Source organism: Achromobacter veterisilvae (assembly GCF_900496975.1).
GTDB lineage: Bacteria > Pseudomonadota > Gammaproteobacteria > Burkholderiales > Burkholderiaceae_B > Achromobacter > Achromobacter veterisilvae.
Genome location: NZ_UFQC01000009.1, coordinates 83,611 through 105,414, shown reverse-complemented (window position 1 = coordinate 105,414; position 21,804 = coordinate 83,611). Strand labels below are relative to the sequence as shown.

Below are 21,804 nucleotides of genomic sequence, written 5' to 3'. Positions count from 1 at the left end.
ATGACGGCGTTGCGGGCCGCCACCCGCGCCCCGCTCGATAACCCGTAGCCGGCCCCGGCGCGGAGCGCGGTAGAATCCGCAGCGATTACGACACCATTACGACAATAACGGACTCCCTTTCCATGGCGATAACCGCACCCTCCCTGGCGTTCAACGTTGCGCTCATCCTGCTGGCCTACCTGATCGGCTCCGTCCCCTTCGCCGTGGTGGTCAGCAAGCTCATGGGCCTGCAGGACCCCCGCAGCTACGGTTCCAAGAACCCGGGCGCCACCAACGTGCTGCGCACCGGCAACAAGACCGCCGCCGCGCTGACCCTGCTGGGCGATGCGGCCAAGGGATGGTTCGCGGTCTGGCTGGCCGAAAAACTCGCCCCCGGCATCCCCGCCGGCGCGCTGGCGGCAGTGGCGCTGGCCGCTTTCCTGGGGCATCTGTACCCCGTTTTCCTGGGTTTCAAGGGCGGCAAGGGCGTGGCCACGGCACTGGGCGTGCTGGTGGCGATCCAGCCCTGGCTGGCGGTCGCCACGGCGGCCACCTGGCTGATCGTCGCCATCTTCTTCCGTTATTCGTCGCTGGCCTCGCTCGTGGCCGCGTTCTTCGCGCCCGTGTACTACGTATTCGGCTCGGGCCTGGCCTGGTACGCGCAGCCCGCCATGGGCGTGGCGCTGGCCATCATCGGGATCCTGCTGTTCTACCGCCACCGGGCCAACATCGTGCGCCTGCTCCAGGGCACGGAAAGCAGGATCGGCGGGAAGAAGAAGTAGGCCGGCAGACCCGCGGGCCATCGCCGTTCAGGCGATATCCGCCAGGTCCCAGCGCGGTTTTACCGTAAAGCCGTGCGCGTCCGGGTCCAGGGTCGCCAGGCCCGCCTTGACCCGCTCCGCGGCCGCGAAGGCGATCATGGCGCCGTTGTCGGTGCACAGTTCCAGCGGCGGGAAATAGGCGCGCGCCTTCAGCGGCCTGAGCGCGGCGTCCAGCTTGGCGCGCAATAGCTGGTTGGCGCCCACGCCCCCCGCCACCACCAGCCGCTTCAAACCCGTCTGTTTCAGCGCGCGGATCGCCTTGGCGGCCAGCACCTCGACGATGGCGGCCTGCGTGGCCGCCGCCAGGTCGGCGCGGGTCTGTTCGTCCAGGCCGCCGGCCGCCTCGGCGGCCTTGACCCGGGTCAGGACGGCCGTTTTCAGGCCGCTGAAGCTGAAATCCAGGTCGCCGCTGTGCAGCATGGGGCGCGGCAGCTCGAAGCGCGCCGCGTCGCCGCTGCCGGCCAGCCTGGCCAGCGCCGGGCCGCCGGGGTAGCCCAGGCCCATCAGCTTGGCGGATTTGTCGAAGGCCTCGCCCGCGGCGTCGTCCAGCGTTTCGCCCAGCAGTTCGTAGCGGCCCACGCCGTCCACACGCATCAGTTGCGTGTGGCCGCCGGACACCAGCAGCGCCACGAAGGGGAAGTCCGGCCGCGGGTCCGCCAGCATCGGCGACAGCAGATGGCCTTCCAGGTGGTGGATGCCGATGGCCGGCAGATGGCGGGCCCAGGCGAACGATTGCGCGACGCTGGCGCCCACCAGCAGGGCGCCAGCCAGGCCGGGGCCGGCCGTGTAGGCGACCGCGCCGATGTCGGACATCTGCAGGCCCGCTTCGTCGAGGACCTGGCGGGCCAGCGGCACGACGCGGCGGATGTGGTCGCGCGAGGCGAGTTCCGGCACCACGCCCCCGTATTCCTGGTGCATGGCGATCTGGGTGTGCAGCGCGTGCGCGAGCAGGCCCCGTTCCGTACAGACGGCCGCGACGCCGGTTTCGTCGCAGGAGCTTTCAAAGCCGAGAATGATCATGGCGGCAGAGTTTACAACTGATGCGAAAATAACAACCCGCAAGCCTGCAAACATACTGGGATACTGGGGACTCGAATGCTGGAGAAGCTATTCAAGCTGCGTGAACACGGCACGACCGCGCGTACGGAACTCGTGGCCGGCCTGACGACATTCCTGACGATGTCGTACATCATCTTCGTCAATCCGGACATCCTGTCGTCGACGGGCATGGACCGCGACGCGGTGTTCGTCGCCACCTGCCTGGCCGCCGCGCTGGGTTCGCTGGTGATGGCGCTGATCGCCAACTGGCCCATCGGCATGGCGCCGGGCATGGGCCTGAACGCCTTTTTCGCGTTCACCGTCGTCAAGACCATGGGCTACACCTGGGAGCAGGCGCTGGGCGCCGTGTTCATCTCGGGCGTGATCTTCCTGTTCCTGACGATCTCGGGCATCCGGGTATGGCTGGTCAAGGGCATCCCGCATTCCCTGCGCAGCGCCATCGCCGCGGGCATCGGCCTGTTCCTAGCCATTATCGCGCTGTCCAACGCCGATATCGTGGTCGCGCATCCCGCGACCAAGGTCACGCTGGGCGACCTGACCAAGCCCGGCCCGCTCTTCGCCATCCTGGGCTTTTTCATCATCGCGGCGCTGGACGCGCTGCGCGTGCGCGGCGCGATCCTGATCGGCATCGTCGCGGTCACCCTGCTGTCCATGGCGCTGGGCTACAACGAATTCAAGGGCATCTTCGCCGCGCCGCCGAGCCTGTCGCCCACACTGTTCAAGCTGGACATCCTGGGCGCCCTGCACAGCGGCTTCGTGCACGTGATCCTGGTGTTCGTGCTGGTCGAAGTGTTCGACGCCACCGGCACGCTGGTGGGCGTGGCCCGGCGCGCGGGCCTGATGCCCGAGAACCGGCCGAACCGCCTGGGCCGCGCGCTGTTCGCCGACAGCACCGCCATCGTGGCCGGCTCGATGCTGGGCACCAGCAGCACCACGGCCTACGTGGAAAGCGCCTCCGGCGTGCAGGCCGGCGGCCGCACCGGCATGACGGCGCTGGTCGTCGCGCTGCTGTTCCTGGCCGCGCTGTTCATCTCGCCGCTGGCCGGCGCCGTGCCCGCCTACGCCACCGCGCCCGCCCTGCTCTACGTGGCCGGCCTGATGATGCGCGAATTGATCGACATCGACTGGAACGACGTCTGCGAGGCCACGCCGGCCGCGCTGACCGCGCTGGTCATGCCGTTCACGTATTCGATCGCCAACGGGATCGCCTTCGGCTTCATCAGCTACGTCGTGCTGAAGACCGCCACCGGCAAGATCCGCGACGTGCATCCGGCCACCTGGCTGGTCGCCGCCCTGTTCGTGATCCGCTACGCCTTCTTCCCGGGCTGACCGGCAACGGGAAGGCCGCCGGCCGCGATTGGCGTCGTCAATCGGGGACATAGCCGCAGACAATACAACCCGCCAGCGCATAAGGTTGCTGGCGGCCCCGGTTGATTTCGCCGATACACTCCCCATGTATCACGGTATATGGAGTCCGCCTTGCGCCTTACCCGCCCTATCCCCGCCCTGTCCTGTCCCGCCGCGAGCACGGAGGTTTCCGCATGAGCAGCCTGGCCCGCATCCCCTTTTCCGTCCTCGACCTGGCCCCGATTGTGCAGGGCCGCGACGCCGCCGACGCCTTCCGCAACACGGTGGCGGTGGCGCAGCACGTCGAGCGCCTGGGATACAAGCGCTTCTGGCTGGCCGAACACCACAACATCAACGGCGTGGCCAGCAGCGCCACCGCCGTGCTGATCGGGCACGTGGCGTCCCATACCCGCAGCCTGCGGGTGGGATCGGGCGGCGTCATGCTGCCCAACCACGCCCCGCTGATCATCGCCGAACAGTTCGGCACGCTGGAAACCCTGTACCCGGGCCGCATCGACCTGGGCCTGGGCCGCGCGCCCGGCAGCGACGGCGCCACGCAGCACGCCCTGCGCCGCGGTCCGCGCAGCGGGCTGGAATTCCCGGCGCTGGTGGAAGAACTGCGCGGTTTCCTGGCGCCCTCCCGCCCCGGCCAGCCGGTGCGCGCCATTCCCGGCGAAGGCCTGGACATCCCCATCTGGTTGCTGGGCTCCAGCGATTTCAGCGCCCGCCTGGCGGCCGAGCTGGGCCTGCCGTTCTCGTTCGCCGGGCACTTCTCGCCCGAGGGCATGGCGGCGATGCGCCTGTACCGCCACCTGTTCAAGCCTTCGGCGACGCTGGCCCGTCCCTACGCCATGATCGGCGTGCCGGTCGTGGCGGCGGAATCCGACGCCGAGGCCCGGCGCCAGGCCACCACCCAGCAACTGAAGTTCCTGTCGCTGGTGCGGGGCAACCGGCTGCAATTGCAGCCGCCCGTGGACAGCATGGACGGGCTGTGGAACGAATGGGAGCGCGAAGCGGTCAATCAAAGACTGGGCGCCGCCATCGTCGGCGGCCCGGATACCGTCCGGCGCGAACTGGAGGCCCTGGTCGCCGAAACCGAAGCCGACGAAGTCATGATCGTCTCGGATTTCTACGACATCGCCGACCGCCTGCGCTCCTTCGAGATCGTCGCGTCGCTGAAGAACGGCGCCCCCGCCCCGGCCGCGGCCTGAACGCCGCCTATCGCGCCCGCCCCGGCGCCAACCATTGCGACACGGCGGCCACCCGCTCTACTATGGCCCAAAGAGGGGCGCGGAACGCCGCCGCGCCGCCTGATCAGACACCGCTATTTCGCCGTTGATGCGGCAAGGATTCGAAATGAGTACCGTTGAACTCACCAAAGACAGCTTCCAGGACGCCATCACGCCCGACGGAACCCTGATCGTCGACTTCTGGGCGCCCTGGTGCGGCCCCTGCCGCGGCTTCGCGCCGGTCTTCGAACAGGCCGCCACCGAGCATCCGGACGTCACGTTCGCCAAGGTGAACACCGACGTCGAACAGGAACTGGCCGGCGCGCTGGGCATCCGCTCGATCCCGACGCTGATGGTCTTCCGCGAAAAGGTCCTGCTGTTCTCGCAGCCCGGCGCCCTGTCGGCCGGCCAACTGAACGAACTGCTCACCAAGATCAAGGAAGTGGACATGGAACAGGTCCACAAGGAAATCGCCGCGGCGCAAAACGGGCAGGATGCGTAGGATGGGTGGAGCGCGAGAGTTCTTAAGAAAGAACTCAGGTATCCAGCGCGCGAAACCCATGCGGCCGAAATCGCTTGTTTTCCGGCCGATGCCAAACACAATCCCCGGGGTGTCTGACACCCGGGGAGACAAGCTTCAGCTTGCACCAGCATTTCAGGGGTGTCAGACACCTTGCCTTGCCATGGGTGTCTGACACCCGAGGAGACGAGCTTCGGCTTGCTCGGGCATTTCAGGGGTGTCAGACACCTCGCCTTGCCATGGGTGTCTGACACCCGAGGAGGCAAGCTTCAGCTTGCACCAGTGTTTCAGGGGTGTCAGACACCTGCATTGGGAGGCATCGGCGTAGAATTTACGTCACCTCCCAGCCCGCGCGGCCGCGCGTGATGTTGGCCACGGTCACGGCCAGTTCGGCGACCGCCGCGCGCGGCACCGTGAAGCGCAGCGCCGCCCCTTCCGCATTGAAATCTTCCTGCAGGATCGCGGCGCCCGCCTGCGCCAGCCGCGACTTCAGCAGCGGCAGTTCCGCGAATCCGCAGGTGCAGGCAACAGTGGCGAGATCGACGATCTCGGTCCGCTCCCCCAGCCGCAGGCAATTCGCCGCGCAGCCTCCGTAGGCGCGCACCAGTCCGCCCGCCCCGAGCTTCACGCCGCCGAACCAGCGCACCACCAGCACGGCCACCCGGTCCATGTCCTGCCCTTCGATGGCTTGCAGGATCGGGCGGCCCGCCGTGCCGCCGGGCTCGCCGTCGTCGTTGAAGCGGTATTCCTGCCCGATGCGGTAGGCCCAGCAGTTGTGGGTGGCCTCCGGATCGCCGCGCTCGGCGAAGAAACTCATGGCTTCCTCCACCGTCGACACCGGCGTCGCGTAAGCGGCAAAGCGGCTTTTCTTGATGTCTTCCTGGTAGGAACAGGGAGCGGTCAACGTGTGCGTCATGCCCGGCATTGTAAGTGCAGGCCCCGGGAGCCCGGCGCCGTCCGGCCCTAGCCGTGGCAGTCGGGGACTTCCTGGTCCAGGTACACGTCGAAGGCGACGTCGCGCGCCCATTTGGCCGTCATGGCCTTCCAGGCGCCGGCGCGGTCCCAGGCTCTCATCTCCTGGCCCAGCCAGTCGCGGCTGGCCGAATCGTCCGCGGGCAGCAGCCATACCCGTTCGCGCCTGGCGCCGTCGGCGGCCAGCGTGGACGAGAATTTCTTCCATTCCGGAAAACGGATCAGGGGATCCCAGACCGCGTCGTCCACCAGGCCGATGTCGCAGCTACCTTCGCGCACCGCGACCAGCGCATCGGACGGCACGCGGTAGGTGCGCACGACGGCGCCCCAGCTCTGCGCCAGGGCCCGCGACGCGGTCGCGGCCTCGGCCATGCAGACGCTGCGGCCGCGCGCGTCGGCCGGCCGGCGCAGGCGCGTGTCGCTGCGGATCACGGCCTTGGGGCGCGCGGCGTAGCCGGTGGGCTGGACGGCGACCGAGGCCGGCTGGCCGGCGGTGTCGTCGGCCAGCGCCAGGTCCACCTCGCCGGCCGCCAGCGCGGCCGAGGCCTGCTCCGGCGGTAGCTGGCGCAGGCGCACCGGCAGGCCCAGGCTCTGCCCCAGCCTGTCGGCCATGGCGGCGTCCAGGCCGTCCGGCGTGCGGATCTTGGCGCCGGCTTCGGGCGGCGGCGCCAGGTACGGCACCCCCACCACCAGTTCCCCGCGCTCGCGCGCCGCCGCGAACGGCCCGGCCTGCGCCTGCGCAGCGGCGCCCGCCGCCAGGCAGGCGCCAAGGACGAACAGGCGGAGATGGCGGATCATGCGGGCCTCAGACGTACTGGTAGCGCAACAGGCGGTGCTTGAGGTTCTCAAGCACGAACTGGTCGATCAGCGCCGCCAGCACCGCGATGACCAGGATATTGGTCATGACGCCGGTCATGTCGGCGATCTCGCCCGAGTAGGCCAGCGAGCGGCCCAGGCCCTTGCCGAAGCCGATCAGCATTTCCGCCGAGATCAGCGCGCGCCAGGCATTGCCGAACGCCAGTTGCGCGCCGGTGATGAGTTCGGGCATGACGGCCGGCAGGTACACGCGCTTGACCAGGCCCCAGGGCGTGGCGCCCATGACGCGCGCCGCCGCCACGTGCACGCGCTGCACGGATTCCGTGGCGTTCATCACGCTGAGCGCGGCCGGGAAGAACGCGGACAGCGCCACCACCACGATGATGGGCGTATTGCCGAACCCCATCACGATCAGGAACAGGGGCACCCAGGCGATCGACGGGATCGATTGCAGGATGACGATGGCGCTGCGCAGAACTTCGCGGAAGAAGAACAGCACCGCCGCCACCAGCCCGAAGCCGATACCGGCGGCCAGCGCCAGGCCGTAGCCCGCGCCCAGCCGCCCCAGCGTGCCCAGCAGGCTCTGGTGGAAGGATTGCTTGCCCAGGTCCTCGAACAGGCGCTCGACCACGGTCGGCACGCCCGGCATGAGGAAGTCCGGCAGCGCGAACGACGCCAACTGCCACAGCGCCAGGATGAACAGTACGCCCAAAACGCCCGCGAAATGCTTGCGGGCGCCGGTCACTCGGGTGGATGCGCTCAAAGCTTGCGAGCCTCTTGCCAGGACAGGTCGACGATGCTGGACACGTCGTACGGCTTGCCGTCGCGCGTCTTCAGCGAACCCTGGGCCTGCAGGATGTCGGCGATTTCCTGCATGCGGCGGGTGTCCTTGTCGGTCAGCTTGGGCGTGAAGACCTGCGTGCCGATGGCTTCGGTGATCACCGTTTCACGCGGCAGCTCGCCGCGGGTCAGGGTCTTGAGCGTGGGCTCCGCGATGAAATAGGAGGCGATCAGCTTGGAGGCCTGCGCGGGTTCTTTCTGCAGCAGTTCGATGGCCTGGTTCTGCGCGTCCAGCGCCTTCCAGACGTCGTCCTTGCGCTTGGCCAGCGTTTCGCCCGAGGTGATCACGACCATGCACGGGAACGGCCAGGCCTGGCCCACTTCGTAGATCTGCTTGACCGGCGCGATCAGTTGCGCGATGCGGTCGTAGGGTTCGAACAGGAAGGCGGCGTCCACGCGCTTGCCCACCAGCGACTGCACCGCCACCGCCGGGCTCACACCCATCACGTTGACGTCGTCGGCGCCCAGGTTGCCCTGCTTGAGCACCACGCCCTTCAGCACCACGTCGGCCGTGCTGCCTTCGGCCTGGGAAGCCAGCGTCTTGCCCTTCAGGCCGGCGATGTCCTTGATGCCGGAGTCGTCGCGCACGATCAGCGAATGGTAGCCCTGCTGCGCGCCGCCCACCACCTTCAGGTCGGCGCCCTTGGAGGCCCAGGCCACGGCGTTGGTGAAGCCCAGCACGCCGATGTCCAACTGGCCGCCCACGATGGCCTTGATCAGGTCGGTGCCCGACTTGAATTCGATCAGTTCGGAATCCAGGCCGGCCTTTTTGTAGTAGCCGCCCTCCTGGGCGACGATGGCCTGCGCGTCGTCCATCACGCGCAGGTAGCCCACGCGGAATTTCTCGGCGGCCATCGCGGGGGCCGCTGCCAGCAGCGCCGCGGCCAGCGGCAGGGACAGCCATTGCTTCAGTTTCATGAGAGGAGCTCCAGGGAATCGGGGATCGGCGGCGCGAATGCGCCGCGGGGAAGAATCCGGGTCAGGCGTCAGGCGGCCAGCGCCAGGTCGGCGTGTTCGCCCGCCCCGTCCACCGCGATGCCGAGCAGGCGCAGGATCTCGCGCTTCTCGGCCGCCAGGCCGGACAGGTCGTGGGTCTTTTCGTGGTGCGCCAGGTTGAACTCGCGCAGCACGCGCGCGGGACGCGGGCTGAATACGATGATGCGGTCGGCCAGGAACAGGGCTTCGTCCACGTCGTGGGTCACGAGCAGCACGGTGGGCTTTTCCTGGGCGATCAATTGGCGCAGCACGTCCTGCAGGCTCAAGCGGGTCAGCGCGTCCAGCGCGCCGAAGGGTTCGTCCATGAGCAGCGTCTGCGGCTGCGCGACGAACGCCCGGGCCAGCGCGGCGCGTTGCCGCATGCCGCCCGAGACCTGGTGGGGATAATAGTGTTCGAATCCTTCCAGGCTGACGCGCGCCAGCCACTGGCGAGCGGCCTCGCGGGCGCGGGCCTTGGGCGTGTTCTGGAATTCCAGCGCCAGCGCCACGTTGTCCAGCAGCGTCAGCCAGGGGTACAGCGCATGTTCCTGGAACACCAGGGTGCGGCTGGGGTGCGGGCCGGAGACGGCCTGGCCGTCGGCGAGCACGGTGCCCTGGGTGGATTTTTCCAGGCCGGCGGCCAGATGCAGCAAGGTGGACTTGCCGCAGCCCGACGGGCCGACCAGGGCGACCAGTTCGCCGGTCTTGATTTCGCTGGCAAAGTCATCCACCACGGGCAGGTCGCCGAAGTGCTTGTGGACGTGGTCGAAAGTAAGGTTCATGAACGGATCGTGGCGCGCGTGGAAACGAGCCTCAAATCTAACAATTCGTTATATGAATCCAAACGATCAATATTGAATGTCTTAACTTCTTTTAGTAATAAAGATCACGCCCCCGGGGCCGCCGGCACCGCGCGGACGGCGTGCCGCTGCAATCCGAAGGCGATCAGGAACCCGGTCAGCACCGACATGGCGGCCGCCAGGAAGATGGCCGGATAGCCGAAGCCGCTCGAAATATAGCCGGCGATGGGGCCGGTGACGCCCAGCGCCAGGTCCAGGAAGGCGGAATACGCCCCCAGCGCCGCGCCCCGGCTGCCCGCGGGCACGCGCGCCACGGCCTCGACGCCGATGGCCGGGAACACCAGGGCGAAGCCGCAGCCCGTCAGCGCGGCGCCCAGCAGCGCCGCGCCGGGATTGGGCGCCAGCCACAGCAGCAGCAGACCGGCCGCCTCCACCAGGAAGGACACCTGCGCCACGCGGAAGCCGCCGAAGCGCGCGATGGTGCCCGCGAACAGCAGGCGCACGCCGATGAAGGCGCAGCCGAAGGCGCTCAGCGCGTGCGCCGCCCCGTCCCAGGACGAGCTGGCGTAGTACAGCGCCACGAATGCCGCCAGCGTGCCGAAGCCCACCGATCCCAGGCCCAGCGCCATGCCGTGCGGGAAGACGCGCAGCACCACGCTCTTGAACGCCATGCGGTGCCCGCCCACGATGGCGACCGCCGCCCGAGAGACCGCCATCCCCAGGCCCGCCAGGCCCAGCAGCAGCACCGCGCCGCCCAGTGCGCCCATGCTCCATTCCTTTTCCAGGTACACGCCCAGCGGCGCGCCCAGCGCCAGGCCGCCGTACGTGCAGATGCCGTTCCAGGAAATGACCCGGGCGGTATGCAGCGGGCCCACGCGGGCGATGGCCCAGGTGGCCGAACCCGTGCCCACCCAGCTTTCGCCGAAGCCCAGCGCCAGCCGGCTGGCGATGATCGCCGCCAGACTGAGCCAGGCGCTGCGCTCGAAGGCGTAGGCCAGCAGCAGGAACACCCCGCTGGCGGCGCAGGCGGCCATGCCGATCACCACGGTCTGCTTCGGGCCGACCGTGTCCGCCATGCGGCCGGCGTGCGAGCGGCTGAGCAAGGTGGCCGCGTACTGCACGCTGATCGCCAGGCCGGCCAGCACCGAACCGTAGCCGAGCTGGCCGTGCACGTAGCCGGGCAGCACGGCCAGCGGCAGGCCGATGGCCAGATAGCAGATGAACGTGAAGAAAGCGATGGAAACGATGCGGAGCGTCAGCGTGAACGCGCCGATCTGCGCGCCATCGGGCGCGGCTTGCGAGGTGGGGGACATGAGGGAGACTGAAGAGATACCTGGCCGAAGCGGCACCAGGGTTTACCCTGATGATAGCTCAATCAGGTTTGCAACAGGCTGAACGCGGCGGCCAGGCGCCGTGAACCGCGCGGCCGGACACCCTCATGGCGCCTGGCCGCGCAAGCCCGGACCTCAGGCGTCGATGCCGCGCGAAGTCAGGTAGTCGTCGTAGGTGCCGCGGTAGTCGACGATCTCGCCCGAGGGCAGGATTTCGATCACGCGGGTGGCCAGGCCGGAGACGAATTCGCGGTCGTGCGACACGAAGACCAGCGTGCCTTCGTACTTTTCCAGCGCGAACTGCAGCGACTCGATCGATTCCATGTCCAGGTGGTTGGTGGGTTCGTCGAGCAGCATGACGTTGTGGCGGCCCAGCATCAGGCGGCCGAAGGTCATGCGGTTCTTTTCGCCGCCCGACAGCACCTTGGGCGCCTTGGGCAGGTCGTCCGCCGAGAACAGCAGGCGGCCCAGCACCGAGCGGATCGACTGGTCGTCGTCGCCCGGCTGGCGATGTTCGCCCATCCAGTCCAGCAGGTTGATGTCCGTTTGCAGGAATTGATCCGAGACGTCCTGGGCCATGTAGCCCAGGTCGGCGTTGTCGGACCACTTCACCGAACCCGAGTCCGACGCCAGTTCCGTGGCCAGCAGGCGCAGCAAGGTGGTCTTGCCCACGCCGTTCGCGCCGATGATGGCGATCTTTTCGCCGGCGTCGACCATGGCCGAGAAATTGCGGATGACGGGCGCGTCGTAGGCCTTGGACAGGTTTTCGACCGTGACCGCCAGGCGGTGCATGACCTTGTTCTGCTCGAAGCGGATGTACGGGTTCTGGCGCGACGAAGGCTTGACCACGACCTGGTCGGCCTTGATGCGGTCGATCTGCTTCAGGCGCGAGGTGGCCTGGCGCGACTTGGACTTGTTGGCGGCGAAGCGGCGGACGAAGTCCTGCAGTTCGGCGACGCGTTCCTTGGCCTTGGCGTTGTTGGACACCAGGCGTTCGCGGGCCTGGGTGGAGGCCAGCATGTAGTCGTCGTAGTTGCCGGCGTAAATGCGGATTTCGCCGTAGTCCACGTCGGCCATGTGCGTGCACACCTGGTTCAGGAAGTGGCGGTCGTGGCTGATGATGATCATCGTGCTCTGGTAGCTGTTGAGCACGTTCTCCAGCCAGCGGATGGTGTTGATATCCAGGTTGTTGGTGGGCTCGTCCAGCAGCAGGACGTCGGGATTCGAGAACAGCGCCTGCGCCAGCAGCACGCGCAGCTTCCAGCCCGGCGCGACTTCGCGCATGGGCAGGTTGTGCTGGTCGACGGCGATTTCCAGGCCCAGCAGCAGTTCGCCGGCGCGGGCTTCGGCGGTGTAGCCGTCGTATTCGGCGAACTTGGCTTCCAGGTCGGCCGCGCGCATGTAGTCGTCTTCGGTCGCTTCCGGGTTCGCGTAGATGGCGTCGCGCTCGGACATGGCGGCCCACATCTCGGTGTGGCCCATCATGACCACGTCCAGCACGCGCAGGTCTTCGAACGCGAATTGATCCTGGCGCAGCTTGCCCAGGCGCACGCCCGGTTCCAGCGACACGTTGCCGCCCGACGGCTCGAGGTCGCCGCCGATGATTTTCATGAATGTCGACTTGCCGGACCCATTGGCCCCGATCAACCCATAGCGGTTGCCTTCCCCGAACTTGACGCTGACGTTCTCGAAAAGGGGCTTGGGTCCGAACTGGATGGTGAGATTGGCAGTGGATATCACGGTGTTTTGGCTGGGATCTTGGTTTTGACGTCCCCGGGCGCCCGCGAGCGCCCGGAGAAACCCGATAGTGTACCAAGACCGCCGCCGCCACGCCGCGGGCCGCCCCGGCCCGAGTGGCTCAGTGGTGGTGCTCGTCCAGCACCAGGTGCGCCAGCCCCGGCTCGGTGGCCAGGCCCACTTTCTGGCCGATCGGCAGCGTGGCCTTGGTGGCCACGTGGCCATAGGGCAGCCCCGTCACCACCGGCACCTTGACGGTCCGACGCAGCCAGGCCACCGCTTCGTGCAGGTCGTAGCCCTTGTCGTGGGGGGCCAGTTTGTAGTCGGAGAAACGGCCCAGCACGATGGCCTTCTGCCGGCCCAGGATGCCGGCCTGGTATAGCTGGATCAGCATGCGCTCGATGCGGTAGGGATGCTCCGCCACGTCTTCCAGGAACAGGATGCCGCCGCGCACCTTGGGCATGTAGGGCGTGCCCACCAGCGAAGTCAGCATGGCCAGGTTGCCGCCCCAGAGAATGCCGCGGCAGTCCACCGGATCGGCGTCCTGGGTCTCGAAGCTGAGGATTTCCAGTTCGCCGCGCATCACTTCGCCGAACAGGGCTTCGGTCAGGTCGTCGACCTTCTTGCCGCCGAAATCGGCGACGGCGCTGGCGCCGGTATAGCTGACCGCGCCGGTCTGCGCCAGGAGGCCCAGGTTGAAGGCGGTGAAGTCGCTCATGCCCACGAAGCGCTTGCCGCTGTCGGCCATGGCCTTCCAGTCGATGGCGGGCAGCAGGCGGCCCATGCCGTAGCCGCCGCGGGTCACCATCACGATCGGCAGCTTCTGTTTGGCGGCCCGCGTCAGGCTGGCCAGGCGCTGGGCGTCGGTGCCGGCGAAGCGCTGGTGCTCGGCGAACGCGGTGCGGTCCACGGCCGTCTTGAACCCCTGGCGCTGCAGGCGTTCGCGCGCCAGGTCGACGGTGGCCGGATCGCGCACCGCGGACGAGGGCGAGATCAGGTAGATGCCGCGCGCGTCGGGCAGCGCGTGGGCGTGGCCGTGGTCATGCCCGCAGTCGTCGCTGCATTCGTGGCCGTGATCATGGCCGTGATCGTGGCCGGCGGCGGCTTTGGCGCCGCGCGGCTTGGCGGCTTTGGGGGTGCTCATGCGATGGATTCCTTGCTGCGGCGCTCGCGGAAGAACCGGCGCAGCAGTTCGCCGCAAGGTTCCGCCAGCACGCCGCCGGTGACTGAAGTGTGATGATTGAGTTTGGGAACCGAGCCCACGTCCAGCACGCTGCCGCAGGCGCCGGTCTTGGGGTCGTAGGCCCCGAACACGACGCGGGACAGCCGCGCGTGCAGCATGGCGCCGATGCACATGACGCATGGCTCCAGCGTGACGTACACGGTGATGCCGGGCAGCCGGTAGTTTTCGAGCGCCCGGGCGGCATGGCGCAAGGCCACGATCTCGGCGTGGGCGGTGGGGTCGTGGTCGATGATGGTGCGGTTGTAGCCGCGGCCCAGGATGTCGCCCTGCGCCGACACCACCAGCGCGCCCACGGGGACCTCGCCGAGGTCGTAGGCGGCCCGGGCCTCTTCCAGCGCCAGGGTCATGAAGCCGGCGTCCTGCGCGGTCCAGGGCGGGACCGCCGCCAGGGCGTCCGCCTCAACCACGGTACACCCGGGACTTCAATGCGATGCGGCCGGCCAGGCTGGTCACGGCCTCTTCCAGCCATTGGTAGAGTTCGGCCTGTTCGTCGTAGCGGGCCTGGTTCAGGTTCGACACCCGGCCCTCTTCGATGAAGCCCCACGCCCGGCTGCGCTTGTCGCGGTGTTTCGGGTCCCAGACGCCGAAGGCATAGCCGCCGGCGCGGCGGATCAGCGAAAAGCAGGGAATGTCCGTGTAGCCGTCGCCGACGAACACCATCTGGTCGAACGGCACGCGCAGGCGGTCTTCGGGGACCTTGCGGTTGACCTCGAAGGGCTTGTTGCGGAAGTCGCGGCCGATGATGCCTTTCTGGATGTGGAACAGATAGCGCGTCTTGTCGGTAAAGCTGACGATGCGGCGCGGGAACTCGATGCCGCCGTCCGCGCCGTAGACGAATTCGGACGCCCAGATTTCGGTGAATTCATGCGCGATGGGCGTGGAGCGGACCACGTCGCCGATACCGCTGGAAATCAGGTAGAACTCCAGTTGCACTTGCGGCTGCTCGGCCCTAACGGCGGCGCGCAGGCGCTGGAACAGCGTGGGCACGCCGTCGTGCAGTTCCAGGCGGGCGCCCCAGTCTTTCAGGCGCTGTTGCGTGATGAGCCCGTGCCCGCCCTCCTGGGAAAGCCGGATCATCTGGTACAGATAGGCGGGCACGGGGTCCCAGTCCTGCTGCGACAGCAGCGGGTCGACCTCGTCCTTCCAGAAGGACGCCGTGTCCACCCCGATGCTCTCCAGGAAGCCGGACGTGCTGTCCGAGGCCAGCGTGTCGTCGAAATCGAAAACCAGGGCGATGACGTCGGACATGAATGTGCGTGAAAAAGGGGCGACAGCCGCCATTTTGCCTGAATGTGGCGGCGCCCGCGCCCCGGAAGGCCGGGAACGCGCGGTTCCGGCCCTCCTCTGCCCCGCCCCTATTGGCGGATCGGCGCGCTCGTGCTGCCGCTGGCGGGCGGAGGAGCCGCGCCCGGGACGCCGGAAGCGGGCGGAACCGAATCCGCCGGCACCTGGATCACCGTTTCGCGCAGGACGCCGCCGCCCTGCACGCTGCCGCGCACGTTGGTGGGCGAGGTCATCTGGGTGACGCAGTCCTGGCGCGAGGCCGCCGGCAGGCGGTTGCAGCGGTCGATCATGTTCTGCTGGTACTGGTCGGTGCTGCCTTCCTTCAGGTTCTGGCGCCGGGCTTCCTGTTGGGCCGCGCCGGCTTCGCGTATGCACGCGGCCTGATCCTGCCCGGTGGCGCCGCTCTTGCAGGCCGCCACGTCCTGCTGGTACTGGGATTGGCCTGTGCCGCGGCCGGTCGCATCAGCCGCGTGGACCGCTCCCGCGGCCAGCATCAGGCCTGCCGCGCAAAGCGTCGCCGCAAGGCGTTTGGTGTGCATGGGTCGTGTATTCATGGCCAGCTCCTTCAATAGCGATTGCACCAGAGCGGCGCGGCCCGGAGGCCGCCTCCGCTCGCTCAAGGCCTGCCCGCCCCGAAGGGCGCAGGCCAATGGCCCACTATCCCACGACAGCGAGCCGCTAAGGTGTCCAGCAACGTGAAATCGTAAGCCTACGTTTCAATTATCGCAATGCAGCATGGCATTTACGAGGCGCGCGTCTACTAACGTGCGTCCGCTAACGCGCGTCCCTTTCCGCATCGGCGGGGGCCAGGCGGTTGCGGTAGGTCGCGGCGCGCATCAGCAGCATCGCGGTGACCGGCGAGGACACGATCAGCAGCAAGGTGATGACGACCTCGTGGAACACCGGGCGGGCCGACAGCGCCGAGAAAACCAGGATGGACGCGCCCAGCACGCAGCCGCAGCCCATGGTGTTGCCCAGCGTGGGCGCATGGATGCGCGCGTAGAAAGTGCGGAACCGCAGCAGGCCGGCCGAGCCGGTCAGGGCCAGCAGGCCGCCGAAAACCAGCAGGATGCTGGCCGGGATGCCTGCCCACAACGGGATCTGGGCTTCTATCATGGCTCGATCACCTCGCCGCGCAAAAGGAAACGGGCCATCGCGGTGGACCCGACGAAACCGAACAGCGCGATCAGGAGCGCGATGTCGAAATACACGGACGTGCCGGAACGGATGCCGAACGCCAGCATCGTCAGCATGCCGTTGATGTAGAGCGTGTCCAGGGCCAGGACGCGGTCCTGGGCGGTGGGCCCGCGCAGCAGGCGGACGGTGGCGCACACCATGCCCAGCGCAAAGCAGACCAGGGCGAAGGACGCGGCCCAGTAAAGTACGGTGTTCATTCGAATATCTCCATCAGCGGACGCTCGTAGCGTTCCTGCACCAGCCTGATCCAGTCGCCTTCGTTCTGAAGGTCCAGCACGTGCAGCTTCAGGTGGTGGTCGTCGGTCAGGTTCACCCAGACCGTGCCGGGCGTGTAGGTGACGATGCAGGCCAGCATGGCCAGGCCGTGCGGGTCGCGCATGGTCAGCGGGATCATGATGAACCCGGGCGAAAAATCGTTGGGCCGCGGGTTCAGGACCAGCCTGCCCACGGCGATGTTGGACTTGATGATGTCCCACGTGACGTGCAGGAACAGCGGCACGGCCTTCCACAGCCGGTGCGGGCGCGCATGCAGCGGGCGCAGGCGCGACGCCGCCCAGGTGAACCAGAGCGCGAGCGCGGTGCCCAGCGCGATCTGGCCCGCGGACAGGCTCTGGTTCAGGACCAGCCACAGGACGAACAGGAACACCGGCAGGAACGCGAAATAGAGGCGGCGCATCAGCTTCCCCCCTTGAGGCCGCGCACCGTCTGCGCGGACATGACGGCCTCGATGTAGGACTTGGGCTGGTCGAGCGATCGGGCCGCGTCGTCGAGATAGGCCGACACCGGCCCCGCGCCGGCGGCCAGGCCCACGCACAGCAGCAGCAGCACGGCCACCGGGCCGGCCTCGATCACGCGCAGGCGCGGCGTGCTGCGGTCGTCGCTCGCCCAGAACACGCGGATGCCGGTGCGGCCCAGGCCGATCAGGCCGGCCAGGCCGGAAACGAGCACGGCGGCCACCAATATCCAGGCGTCCATCGGCAGGGCCGATTCATTGGCGGCGGACACCGCGGCCGACAGCAGCGAAAACTTCGCGACGAAACCCGACAGGGGCGGCAGGCCGGTCACCAGCAGCGCGCAACAGATGAAGGCCAGCCCCAGGAAGGCCATGGCGGCGGGAATGGCCACGCCCACCACGTCGTCGGAACGGTTGACCGAGGCGGGGTCGTCCAGGTCGAAGGCGTCCAGGGTCACCGCCAGCACGTTGGCGCCAAAACTGCGGGTGCGTTCGATCAGTTCGGCCAGCAGAAAGAACGCGCCCGTGGTCAGCACCGAACTGATCAGGTAGAACAGCGCCGGGCCGGTCAGCGTCACGCCGGGCATGCCCAGGGCGGTCAGCAGCGTGCCGGCGGACACGATCACGCAGTAGCCGACCATCTTTTCCAGTTGCTGCGTGGCCAGCAGGCCCAGGCCGCCGAACAGCAGCGTCGCCAGCCCGGCCGCGAACATCCAGTCCAGGCTGAACGCCGCCGGCGCGCCCGACGGCAGCAGCAGCGAGCCGATGCGCAGCAGCGCGTAGATGCCCACCTTGGTCATGATCGAGAACATGGCCGCGACCGGCGCGCCGGCCGAGCCATAGCCCTTGACCAGCCAGAAGTTCAAGGGCCAGGCGCCCGCCTTCACCAGGAAGGCCACGCCCAGGATGGCCGCGCCCGCCTCGAACAGCATGCGGTCGGCGCCAGCCAGGTTGCCCGCGCGCTGCGCCAGGTCCGCCAAATTGAGCGTGCCCGTGACGCCGTAGATCAGCGCGATGCTGATCAGCAGCAGGAACGAGGCCGCCAGGTTCACCGCGATGTATTGCAGGCCCGCACTGACGCGCGCCACGCCGGAACCGTGCAGCAGCAGGCCGTAGGAGGCGGCCAGCAGCACCTCGAAGAACACGAACAGGTTGAACAGGTCGCCGGTGAGGAAGGCGCCGTTCAGCCCCATCAGCAGGAACTGGAACAGGGAATGGAAATGCACGCCCGCGCGGTCCCAGCGGGCCAGCGAGTACACCAGCGAGGCCAGGCCCAGCACCGCGGTCAGCGTCAGCATCACGGCGGCAAGCCGGTCCACCACCAGCACGATGCCGAAGGGCGCGGGCCAGTCGCCCACCAGATAGACCCCTACCCCGTCGGGCCAGACGCCCGGCACGGCGCCGCCGGCGACCGCCAGCAGGGCAATGGCGGCGGCCAGTTGGGCCAGGATGGACACGAGCGCGACCGCGCCGCGCGCATAGCGGCTGGTGTCGGCCAGCAGGAGCATCGCCGCGCCCGCCAGCAGCGGGGTGACGATGGGCAATATGGGAAGATGCTGCAGCCAGAAACTCAAAATTGGGACTCCCGTCCATCAACGTGGTCGGTACCCGTGAGGCCGCGCGAGGCCAGCAGCACAACCAGGAACAGCGCGGTGGTGGCGAAGCCGATCACGATGGCCGTCAGCACCAGCGCCTGCGGCAGCGGATCCGCGTACCAGGAGGGATCGTGGGCCGCGGCCGGATCCACCACCGGCGGGCGGCCCGAGGTGAGCCGGCCCATGCCGAAGATGAACAGGTTCACCGCGTAGGAAACGAGCGACAGGCCCATGATGAACTGGAACGTCCGCGGCCGCAGAAGCAGCCACACGCCCGAGCCCGCCAAGACGCCGATCGCGACGGCGTAGATCAATTCCATCAGGCTTCCCCTGTTTGAGCGGCCGCCGCCTGGATCTCGGCGGCTGCCTTGCGTTGCGCGCGCAGCGATTGGTGGGCCAGCGCCACCAGCACCAGCACGGTGGACCCCACGACCAGCATGTACACGCCCAGGTCGAACAGCAGCACGCTGGACAGGTGCACGTGGCCGATCAGCGGCAGCGCGATGTCCCAGGACAGCGCGGCCAGGAACGGCTTGTAGGCCAGCCAGGCGGCCATCGCGGCGGAGCCCGCGAACAGCAGGCCGATGCCGATCCAGTTCTGCGGGTTGAGCCGGCTGCGCGATTCGACCCAGTACACGCCGCCGACCATGTATTGCAGGATGACGGCGGTGGCGAATATCAGCCCGCCGACGAATCCGCCGCCGGGTTCGTTGTGCCCGCGCAGCAGGAAATACACCGAGATCAGCGCGGCCGTGGGCAGCAGCAGGCGCACCAGGACCGTGGGCACCATCATCGAGCCCGAGGGAACCGGGGACTTGATGTCCGGCGCGGCGGGCACGCCGCCGTCCTGGTCGATCTGCTGGCGCGGCAGGTCCGCGCTTTCGGCGGCGGGACGGAAGCGGCGCAGCAGCGCATAGACCGTCAGCGCCACGATGCCCAGCACCGTGATCTCGCCGAAGGTATCGAAGCCGCGGAAGTCGACCAGGATGACGTTCACCACGTTGGTGCCGCCGCCGTCGGGCAGCGCGCGGTCCACGAAATAGGAGGAAATCGTCTCGCCCTGCGGACGCGTCAGCACCGCGTAGGCCAGCGCCGACATGCCGGCGCCCGCCGCCACGGCCATCAGCAGGTCGCGCAGGCGGCGGCCGCGGGCGCGCAGCGTGGCCCCCAGGCTTTCATCGTCGTCCTGCGCGATCCGCCGGGGCAGCCAGCGCAGGCCCAGCAACAGCAGCACCAGGGTCACGACCTCGACGGACAACTGGGTCAGCGCCAGGTCGGGCGCCGAGAACCAGACGAAGGTCAGGCAGGTGATCAGCCCCGCGCCCCCGGCCAGGGCCAGCGACGCCAGGCGGTGGTACTTGGCCTGGTAGGCCGAGGCCACGGCGCAGACCCCGCCCACCAGCCACAGCAGTGCGAACGCCGGGTCCACCGGGGTCAGGTGGCCCGCCCCGTCCAGCCAGCCGCCCGCGCGCAGCGGCAGCCAGGCGACGAACAGGGTGCCCAGCACGATCAGCAGCATCTGCACCTGCAGGCGCGAGGACGCCAGCCAGCGCAGCAGCCAGGCGGCGGCCACGCTGGAGCCGTCCAGCAGCGCCTCGAACGTGCGGCGGCCGTCCAGCCGGTAGATGAAGGGCACGCGGCCGGGGTTGGCGCGCTGGTGCGCGCGCAGGGCCAGGTACAGCAGCACGCCGGCCGTGGTGGCGACCAGGCTCATGACCAGCGGCAGGTTCACGCCGTGCCAGACGGCCAGGCTGTACTCGGGCATGTCCTCGCCCAGGATGCTCTGGGCCGCGGAGGCCAGGAACGGGCCCACGGTCAGCCCCGGCAGCACGCCCACCAGCAGGCACATGAACACCAGCAGCGCGCTCGGGAACAGCATCCACCGGGGCGGCTCGTGCGGCGCGCGCGGGAGGTCGGTGGCCGGCGGGCCGAAGAACACCTGGAGGATGAAACGCAGCGAATACGCCACGCTGAACGCCCCCGCGATGGTGGCCAGGAGCGGCAGGCCGACCTGGGTGATGCTGTCGCCGCTGACGAAGGTGGTCTCGGCGAAGAACATTTCCTTGGACAGGAAGCCGTTGAGCAGCGGCACGCCGGCCATCGAGGCCGCCGCCACCATGGCCAGTGTGGCGGTGATGGGCATGGCCTTGTACAGGCCGGACAGCCGGCTGAGGTCGCGCGTGCCGGTTTCGTGGTCGACCACGCCCGCGGCCATGAAGAGCGAAGCCTTGAAGGTGGCGTGGTTGATCATGTGGAAGATGGCCGCCACCAGCGCCAGCGTGCTGTTCAGCCCCAGCAGCAGCGTGATCAGCCCGAGGTGGCTGATGGTGGAATAGGCCAGCACCCCTTTCATGTCCTGCTGGAAGATGGCGGCGTAGGCGCCCAGCACCAGCGTGACCAGCCCCGCCCCGCCGATGATCCAGAACCATTCGTCGGTGCCCGACAGCACCGGCCAGAACCGCGCCAGCAGGAACACGCCCGCCTTCACCATGGTCGCCGAATGCAGGTAGGCGGACACCGGGGTGGGCGCGGCCATGGCGTTGGGCAGCCAGAAATGGAACGGGAACTGGGCGCTCTTGGTCAGCGCGCCCAGTGCCACCAGGATCAGCACGGCCGGATACCAGGGGTCGGCGCGGACCAGGTCGCCGGCGGCCAGCACGCGGTCCATGTCGTAGCTGCCGACGATGTGGCCCAGGATCAGCACGCCGGCCAGCAGGCACAGCCCGCCCCCGCCCGTGACGGTCAGCGCCATGCGCGCGCCGCGCCGGGCGTCCAGGCGGTGGTGCCAGTAGGCGATCAGCATGAAGGACGCCAGGCTGGTCATTTCCCAGAACATGACCAGTTGGATCAGGTTGCCCGACAGCACGACGCCGAGCATGGCGGCCATGAAGGCCTGGAAAAAAGAGAAGAAGCGCGGCACCGGATCTTCCGGCGACATGTAGTAGCGCGCGTACAGCACCACCAGCGCGCCCATGCCCGAGACGATCAGCGCGAACAGCCAGGCGTAGCCGTCCATCCGCAGGGTGAACTGCAGGCCCAATGCGGGCGCCCACGGGATGTCGACCCGCACCACGCCGCCGTTGGCGACGTCCGGATACAGGCCGGCGACCAGAACCACACAGGCCAGGGCGATAAGGCCCGCCAACCAGGCCTCGGCATTGCGGGCGTTGGAAGGCAGCAGCGCGGCGCACAGGCTGCCGGCGAACGGCAGAGCGAGGATCAGGATCAGCGACATGGCGTTCCGAGAATGTCCGGGCCCCCTCCCGCCAGCGCAAGGCAGCGAAAGACGAAACAGACCGGGGATTGAAAAACGGACGGAACCCTGG

General features: G+C 68.3%; 22 protein-coding genes. 4 read left to right on the top strand and 18 right to left on the bottom strand.

The genetic code is table 11. From position 1 onward, the window contains the following. Positions 1-122: 122 nt before the first annotated feature. A complete protein-coding gene (gene plsY / locus AVE30378_RS10235) occupies positions 123-761 on the top strand; it encodes a glycerol-3-phosphate 1-O-acyltransferase PlsY (RefSeq protein ID WP_129240744.1) in 639 nt (212 codons plus the stop codon). 27 nt (positions 762-788) lie between these two features. On the opposite strand, the gene tsaD is transcribed toward plsY, so the two are convergent. After that, entirely contained in the window at positions 789-1,820 is a 1,032-nt protein-coding gene (gene tsaD, locus AVE30378_RS10230) for a tRNA (adenosine(37)-N6)-threonylcarbamoyltransferase complex transferase subunit TsaD (RefSeq protein ID WP_129240743.1), read from the bottom strand. 75 nt (positions 1,821-1,895) lie between these two features. Between tsaD and AVE30378_RS10225 the strand changes: the two genes are divergently transcribed. The 3 genes from AVE30378_RS10225 to AVE30378_RS10215 all read left to right on the top strand — a co-directional run bounded on the left by AVE30378_RS10225 (position 1,896) and on the right by AVE30378_RS10215 (position 4,937). Continuing rightward, entirely contained in the window at positions 1,896-3,188 is a 1,293-nt protein-coding gene (locus tag AVE30378_RS10225; protein ID WP_129240742.1) for an NCS2 family permease, read from the top strand. Positions 3,189-3,400: 212 nt separating this feature from the next. Next, positions 3,401-4,417: an LLM class flavin-dependent oxidoreductase gene (locus AVE30378_RS10220; RefSeq protein ID WP_129240741.1), complete on the top strand. Its 1,017-nt coding sequence runs from the start codon at positions 3,401-3,403 to the stop codon at positions 4,415-4,417. 145 nt (positions 4,418-4,562) lie between these two features. Continuing rightward, positions 4,563-4,937 carry a thioredoxin family protein gene (locus AVE30378_RS10215; RefSeq protein ID WP_129240740.1) on the top strand — a complete coding sequence of 125 codons (375 nt, stop codon included), beginning with the start codon at positions 4,563-4,565 and terminating at the stop codon, positions 4,935-4,937. Between the two features lie 349 nt (positions 4,938-5,286). On the opposite strand, the gene AVE30378_RS10210 is transcribed toward AVE30378_RS10215, so the two are convergent. The 17 genes from AVE30378_RS10210 to AVE30378_RS10130 form a co-directional block, all read right to left on the bottom strand. Then, entirely contained in the window at positions 5,287-5,871 is a 585-nt protein-coding gene (locus AVE30378_RS10210; RefSeq protein WP_129240739.1) for an IMPACT family protein, read from the bottom strand. 47 nt (positions 5,872-5,918) lie between these two features. Continuing rightward, entirely contained in the window at positions 5,919-6,725 is an 807-nt protein-coding gene (locus AVE30378_RS10205; protein WP_129240738.1) for a substrate-binding periplasmic protein, read from the bottom strand. A 7-nt stretch (positions 6,726-6,732) separates the two neighbouring features. After that, a complete protein-coding gene (locus AVE30378_RS10200; protein WP_129240737.1) occupies positions 6,733-7,506 on the bottom strand; it encodes an ABC transporter permease in 774 nt (257 codons plus the stop codon). Beyond that, positions 7,503-8,501 (bottom strand): ABC transporter substrate-binding protein, encoded by a 999-nt coding sequence (locus tag AVE30378_RS10195; protein ID WP_129240736.1) that lies wholly within the window; start codon positions 8,499-8,501, stop codon positions 7,503-7,505. The genes AVE30378_RS10200 and AVE30378_RS10195 overlap by 4 nt, the downstream gene beginning before the upstream one ends. A gap of 68 nt (positions 8,502-8,569) precedes the next feature. Next, the gene (locus AVE30378_RS10190) at positions 8,570-9,340 is read right to left on the bottom strand and encodes an ABC transporter ATP-binding protein (protein WP_129240735.1); all 771 of its coding nucleotides are present in this window, start codon (positions 9,338-9,340) and stop codon (positions 8,570-8,572) included. A gap of 104 nt (positions 9,341-9,444) precedes the next feature. Further along, positions 9,445-10,671: an MFS transporter gene (locus tag AVE30378_RS10185; RefSeq protein WP_129240734.1), complete on the bottom strand. Its 1,227-nt coding sequence runs from the start codon at positions 10,669-10,671 to the stop codon at positions 9,445-9,447. A 153-nt stretch (positions 10,672-10,824) separates the two neighbouring features. Further along, a complete protein-coding gene (locus AVE30378_RS10180) occupies positions 10,825-12,429 on the bottom strand; it encodes an ABC-F family ATPase (protein WP_129240733.1) in 1,605 nt (534 codons plus the stop codon). A 118-nt stretch (positions 12,430-12,547) separates the two neighbouring features. Next, a complete protein-coding gene (locus AVE30378_RS10175; protein ID WP_129240732.1) occupies positions 12,548-13,570 on the bottom strand; it encodes an LD-carboxypeptidase in 1,023 nt (340 codons plus the stop codon). Further along, the gene (gene tadA / locus AVE30378_RS10170) at positions 13,567-14,058 is read right to left on the bottom strand and encodes a tRNA adenosine(34) deaminase TadA (RefSeq protein ID WP_129240837.1); all 492 of its coding nucleotides are present in this window, start codon (positions 14,056-14,058) and stop codon (positions 13,567-13,569) included. Before tadA ends, AVE30378_RS10175 begins: the two co-directional genes overlap by 4 nt. Positions 14,059-14,068: 10 nt before the next feature. Then, complete coding sequence (locus AVE30378_RS10165; protein WP_129240731.1) at positions 14,069-14,917, bottom strand: HAD family hydrolase; 849 nt, start codon at positions 14,915-14,917, stop codon at positions 14,069-14,071. 107 nt (positions 14,918-15,024) lie between these two features. Continuing rightward, complete coding sequence (locus tag AVE30378_RS10160; protein WP_129240730.1) at positions 15,025-15,507, bottom strand: hypothetical protein; 483 nt, start codon at positions 15,505-15,507, stop codon at positions 15,025-15,027. Between the two features lie 220 nt (positions 15,508-15,727). Further along, a complete protein-coding gene (mnhG, locus tag AVE30378_RS10155; protein ID WP_129240729.1) occupies positions 15,728-16,069 on the bottom strand; it encodes a monovalent cation/H(+) antiporter subunit G in 342 nt (113 codons plus the stop codon). Next, positions 16,066-16,347 (bottom strand): K+/H+ antiporter subunit F, encoded by a 282-nt coding sequence (locus tag AVE30378_RS10150; RefSeq protein WP_129240728.1) that lies wholly within the window; start codon positions 16,345-16,347, stop codon positions 16,066-16,068. The genes mnhG and AVE30378_RS10150 overlap by 4 nt, the downstream gene beginning before the upstream one ends. After that, positions 16,344-16,826, bottom strand: coding sequence for a Na+/H+ antiporter subunit E (locus AVE30378_RS10145; protein WP_129240727.1), 483 nt, complete (start codon positions 16,824-16,826; stop codon positions 16,344-16,346). The genes AVE30378_RS10150 and AVE30378_RS10145 overlap by 4 nt, the downstream gene beginning before the upstream one ends. Continuing rightward, positions 16,826-18,457 carry a monovalent cation/H+ antiporter subunit D gene (locus AVE30378_RS10140; protein ID WP_129240726.1) on the bottom strand — a complete coding sequence of 544 codons (1,632 nt, stop codon included), beginning with the start codon at positions 18,455-18,457 and terminating at the stop codon, positions 16,826-16,828. Before AVE30378_RS10140 ends, AVE30378_RS10145 begins: the two co-directional genes overlap by 1 nt. Beyond that, positions 18,454-18,798, bottom strand: coding sequence for a Na+/H+ antiporter subunit C (locus AVE30378_RS10135; protein ID WP_062682538.1), 345 nt, complete (start codon positions 18,796-18,798; stop codon positions 18,454-18,456). The genes AVE30378_RS10140 and AVE30378_RS10135 overlap by 4 nt, the downstream gene beginning before the upstream one ends. Further along, a complete protein-coding gene (locus tag AVE30378_RS10130; protein ID WP_129240725.1) occupies positions 18,798-21,713 on the bottom strand; it encodes a monovalent cation/H+ antiporter subunit A in 2,916 nt (971 codons plus the stop codon). The genes AVE30378_RS10135 and AVE30378_RS10130 overlap by 1 nt, the downstream gene beginning before the upstream one ends. Positions 21,714-21,804 lie beyond the last annotated feature (91 nt).

Coding starts and splice junctions, on each gene's coding strand:
- plsY (WP_129240744.1), top strand. CDS start 123: ATGGCGATAACCGCACCCTCCCTGGCGTTCAACGTTGCGCTCATCCTG.
- tsaD (WP_129240743.1), bottom strand. CDS start 1,820: ATGATCATTCTCGGCTTTGAAAGCTCCTGCGACGAAACCGGCGTCGCG.
- AVE30378_RS10225 (WP_129240742.1), top strand. CDS start 1,896: ATGCTGGAGAAGCTATTCAAGCTGCGTGAACACGGCACGACCGCGCGT.
- AVE30378_RS10220 (WP_129240741.1), top strand. CDS start 3,401: ATGAGCAGCCTGGCCCGCATCCCCTTTTCCGTCCTCGACCTGGCCCCG.
- AVE30378_RS10215 (WP_129240740.1), top strand. CDS start 4,563: ATGAGTACCGTTGAACTCACCAAAGACAGCTTCCAGGACGCCATCACG.
- AVE30378_RS10210 (WP_129240739.1), bottom strand. CDS start 5,871: ATGACGCACACGTTGACCGCTCCCTGTTCCTACCAGGAAGACATCAAG.
- AVE30378_RS10205 (WP_129240738.1), bottom strand. CDS start 6,725: ATGATCCGCCATCTCCGCCTGTTCGTCCTTGGCGCCTGCCTGGCGGCG.
- AVE30378_RS10195 (WP_129240736.1), bottom strand. CDS start 8,501: ATGAAACTGAAGCAATGGCTGTCCCTGCCGCTGGCCGCGGCGCTGCTG.
- AVE30378_RS10190 (WP_129240735.1), bottom strand. CDS start 9,340: ATGAACCTTACTTTCGACCACGTCCACAAGCACTTCGGCGACCTGCCC.
- AVE30378_RS10185 (WP_129240734.1), bottom strand. CDS start 10,671: ATGTCCCCCACCTCGCAAGCCGCGCCCGATGGCGCGCAGATCGGCGCG.
- AVE30378_RS10175 (WP_129240732.1), bottom strand. CDS start 13,570: ATGAGCACCCCCAAAGCCGCCAAGCCGCGCGGCGCCAAAGCCGCCGCC.
- AVE30378_RS10165 (WP_129240731.1), bottom strand. CDS start 14,917: ATGTCCGACGTCATCGCCCTGGTTTTCGATTTCGACGACACGCTGGCC.
- AVE30378_RS10160 (WP_129240730.1), bottom strand. CDS start 15,507: ATGAATACACGACCCATGCACACCAAACGCCTTGCGGCGACGCTTTGC.
- mnhG (WP_129240729.1), bottom strand. CDS start 16,069: ATGATAGAAGCCCAGATCCCGTTGTGGGCAGGCATCCCGGCCAGCATC.
- AVE30378_RS10150 (WP_129240728.1), bottom strand. CDS start 16,347: ATGAACACCGTACTTTACTGGGCCGCGTCCTTCGCCCTGGTCTGCTTT.
- AVE30378_RS10145 (WP_129240727.1), bottom strand. CDS start 16,826: ATGCGCCGCCTCTATTTCGCGTTCCTGCCGGTGTTCCTGTTCGTCCTG.
- AVE30378_RS10135 (WP_062682538.1), bottom strand. CDS start 18,798: ATGGAATTGATCTACGCCGTCGCGATCGGCGTCTTGGCGGGCTCGGGC.
- AVE30378_RS10130 (WP_129240725.1), bottom strand. CDS start 21,713: ATGTCGCTGATCCTGATCCTCGCTCTGCCGTTCGCCGGCAGCCTGTGC.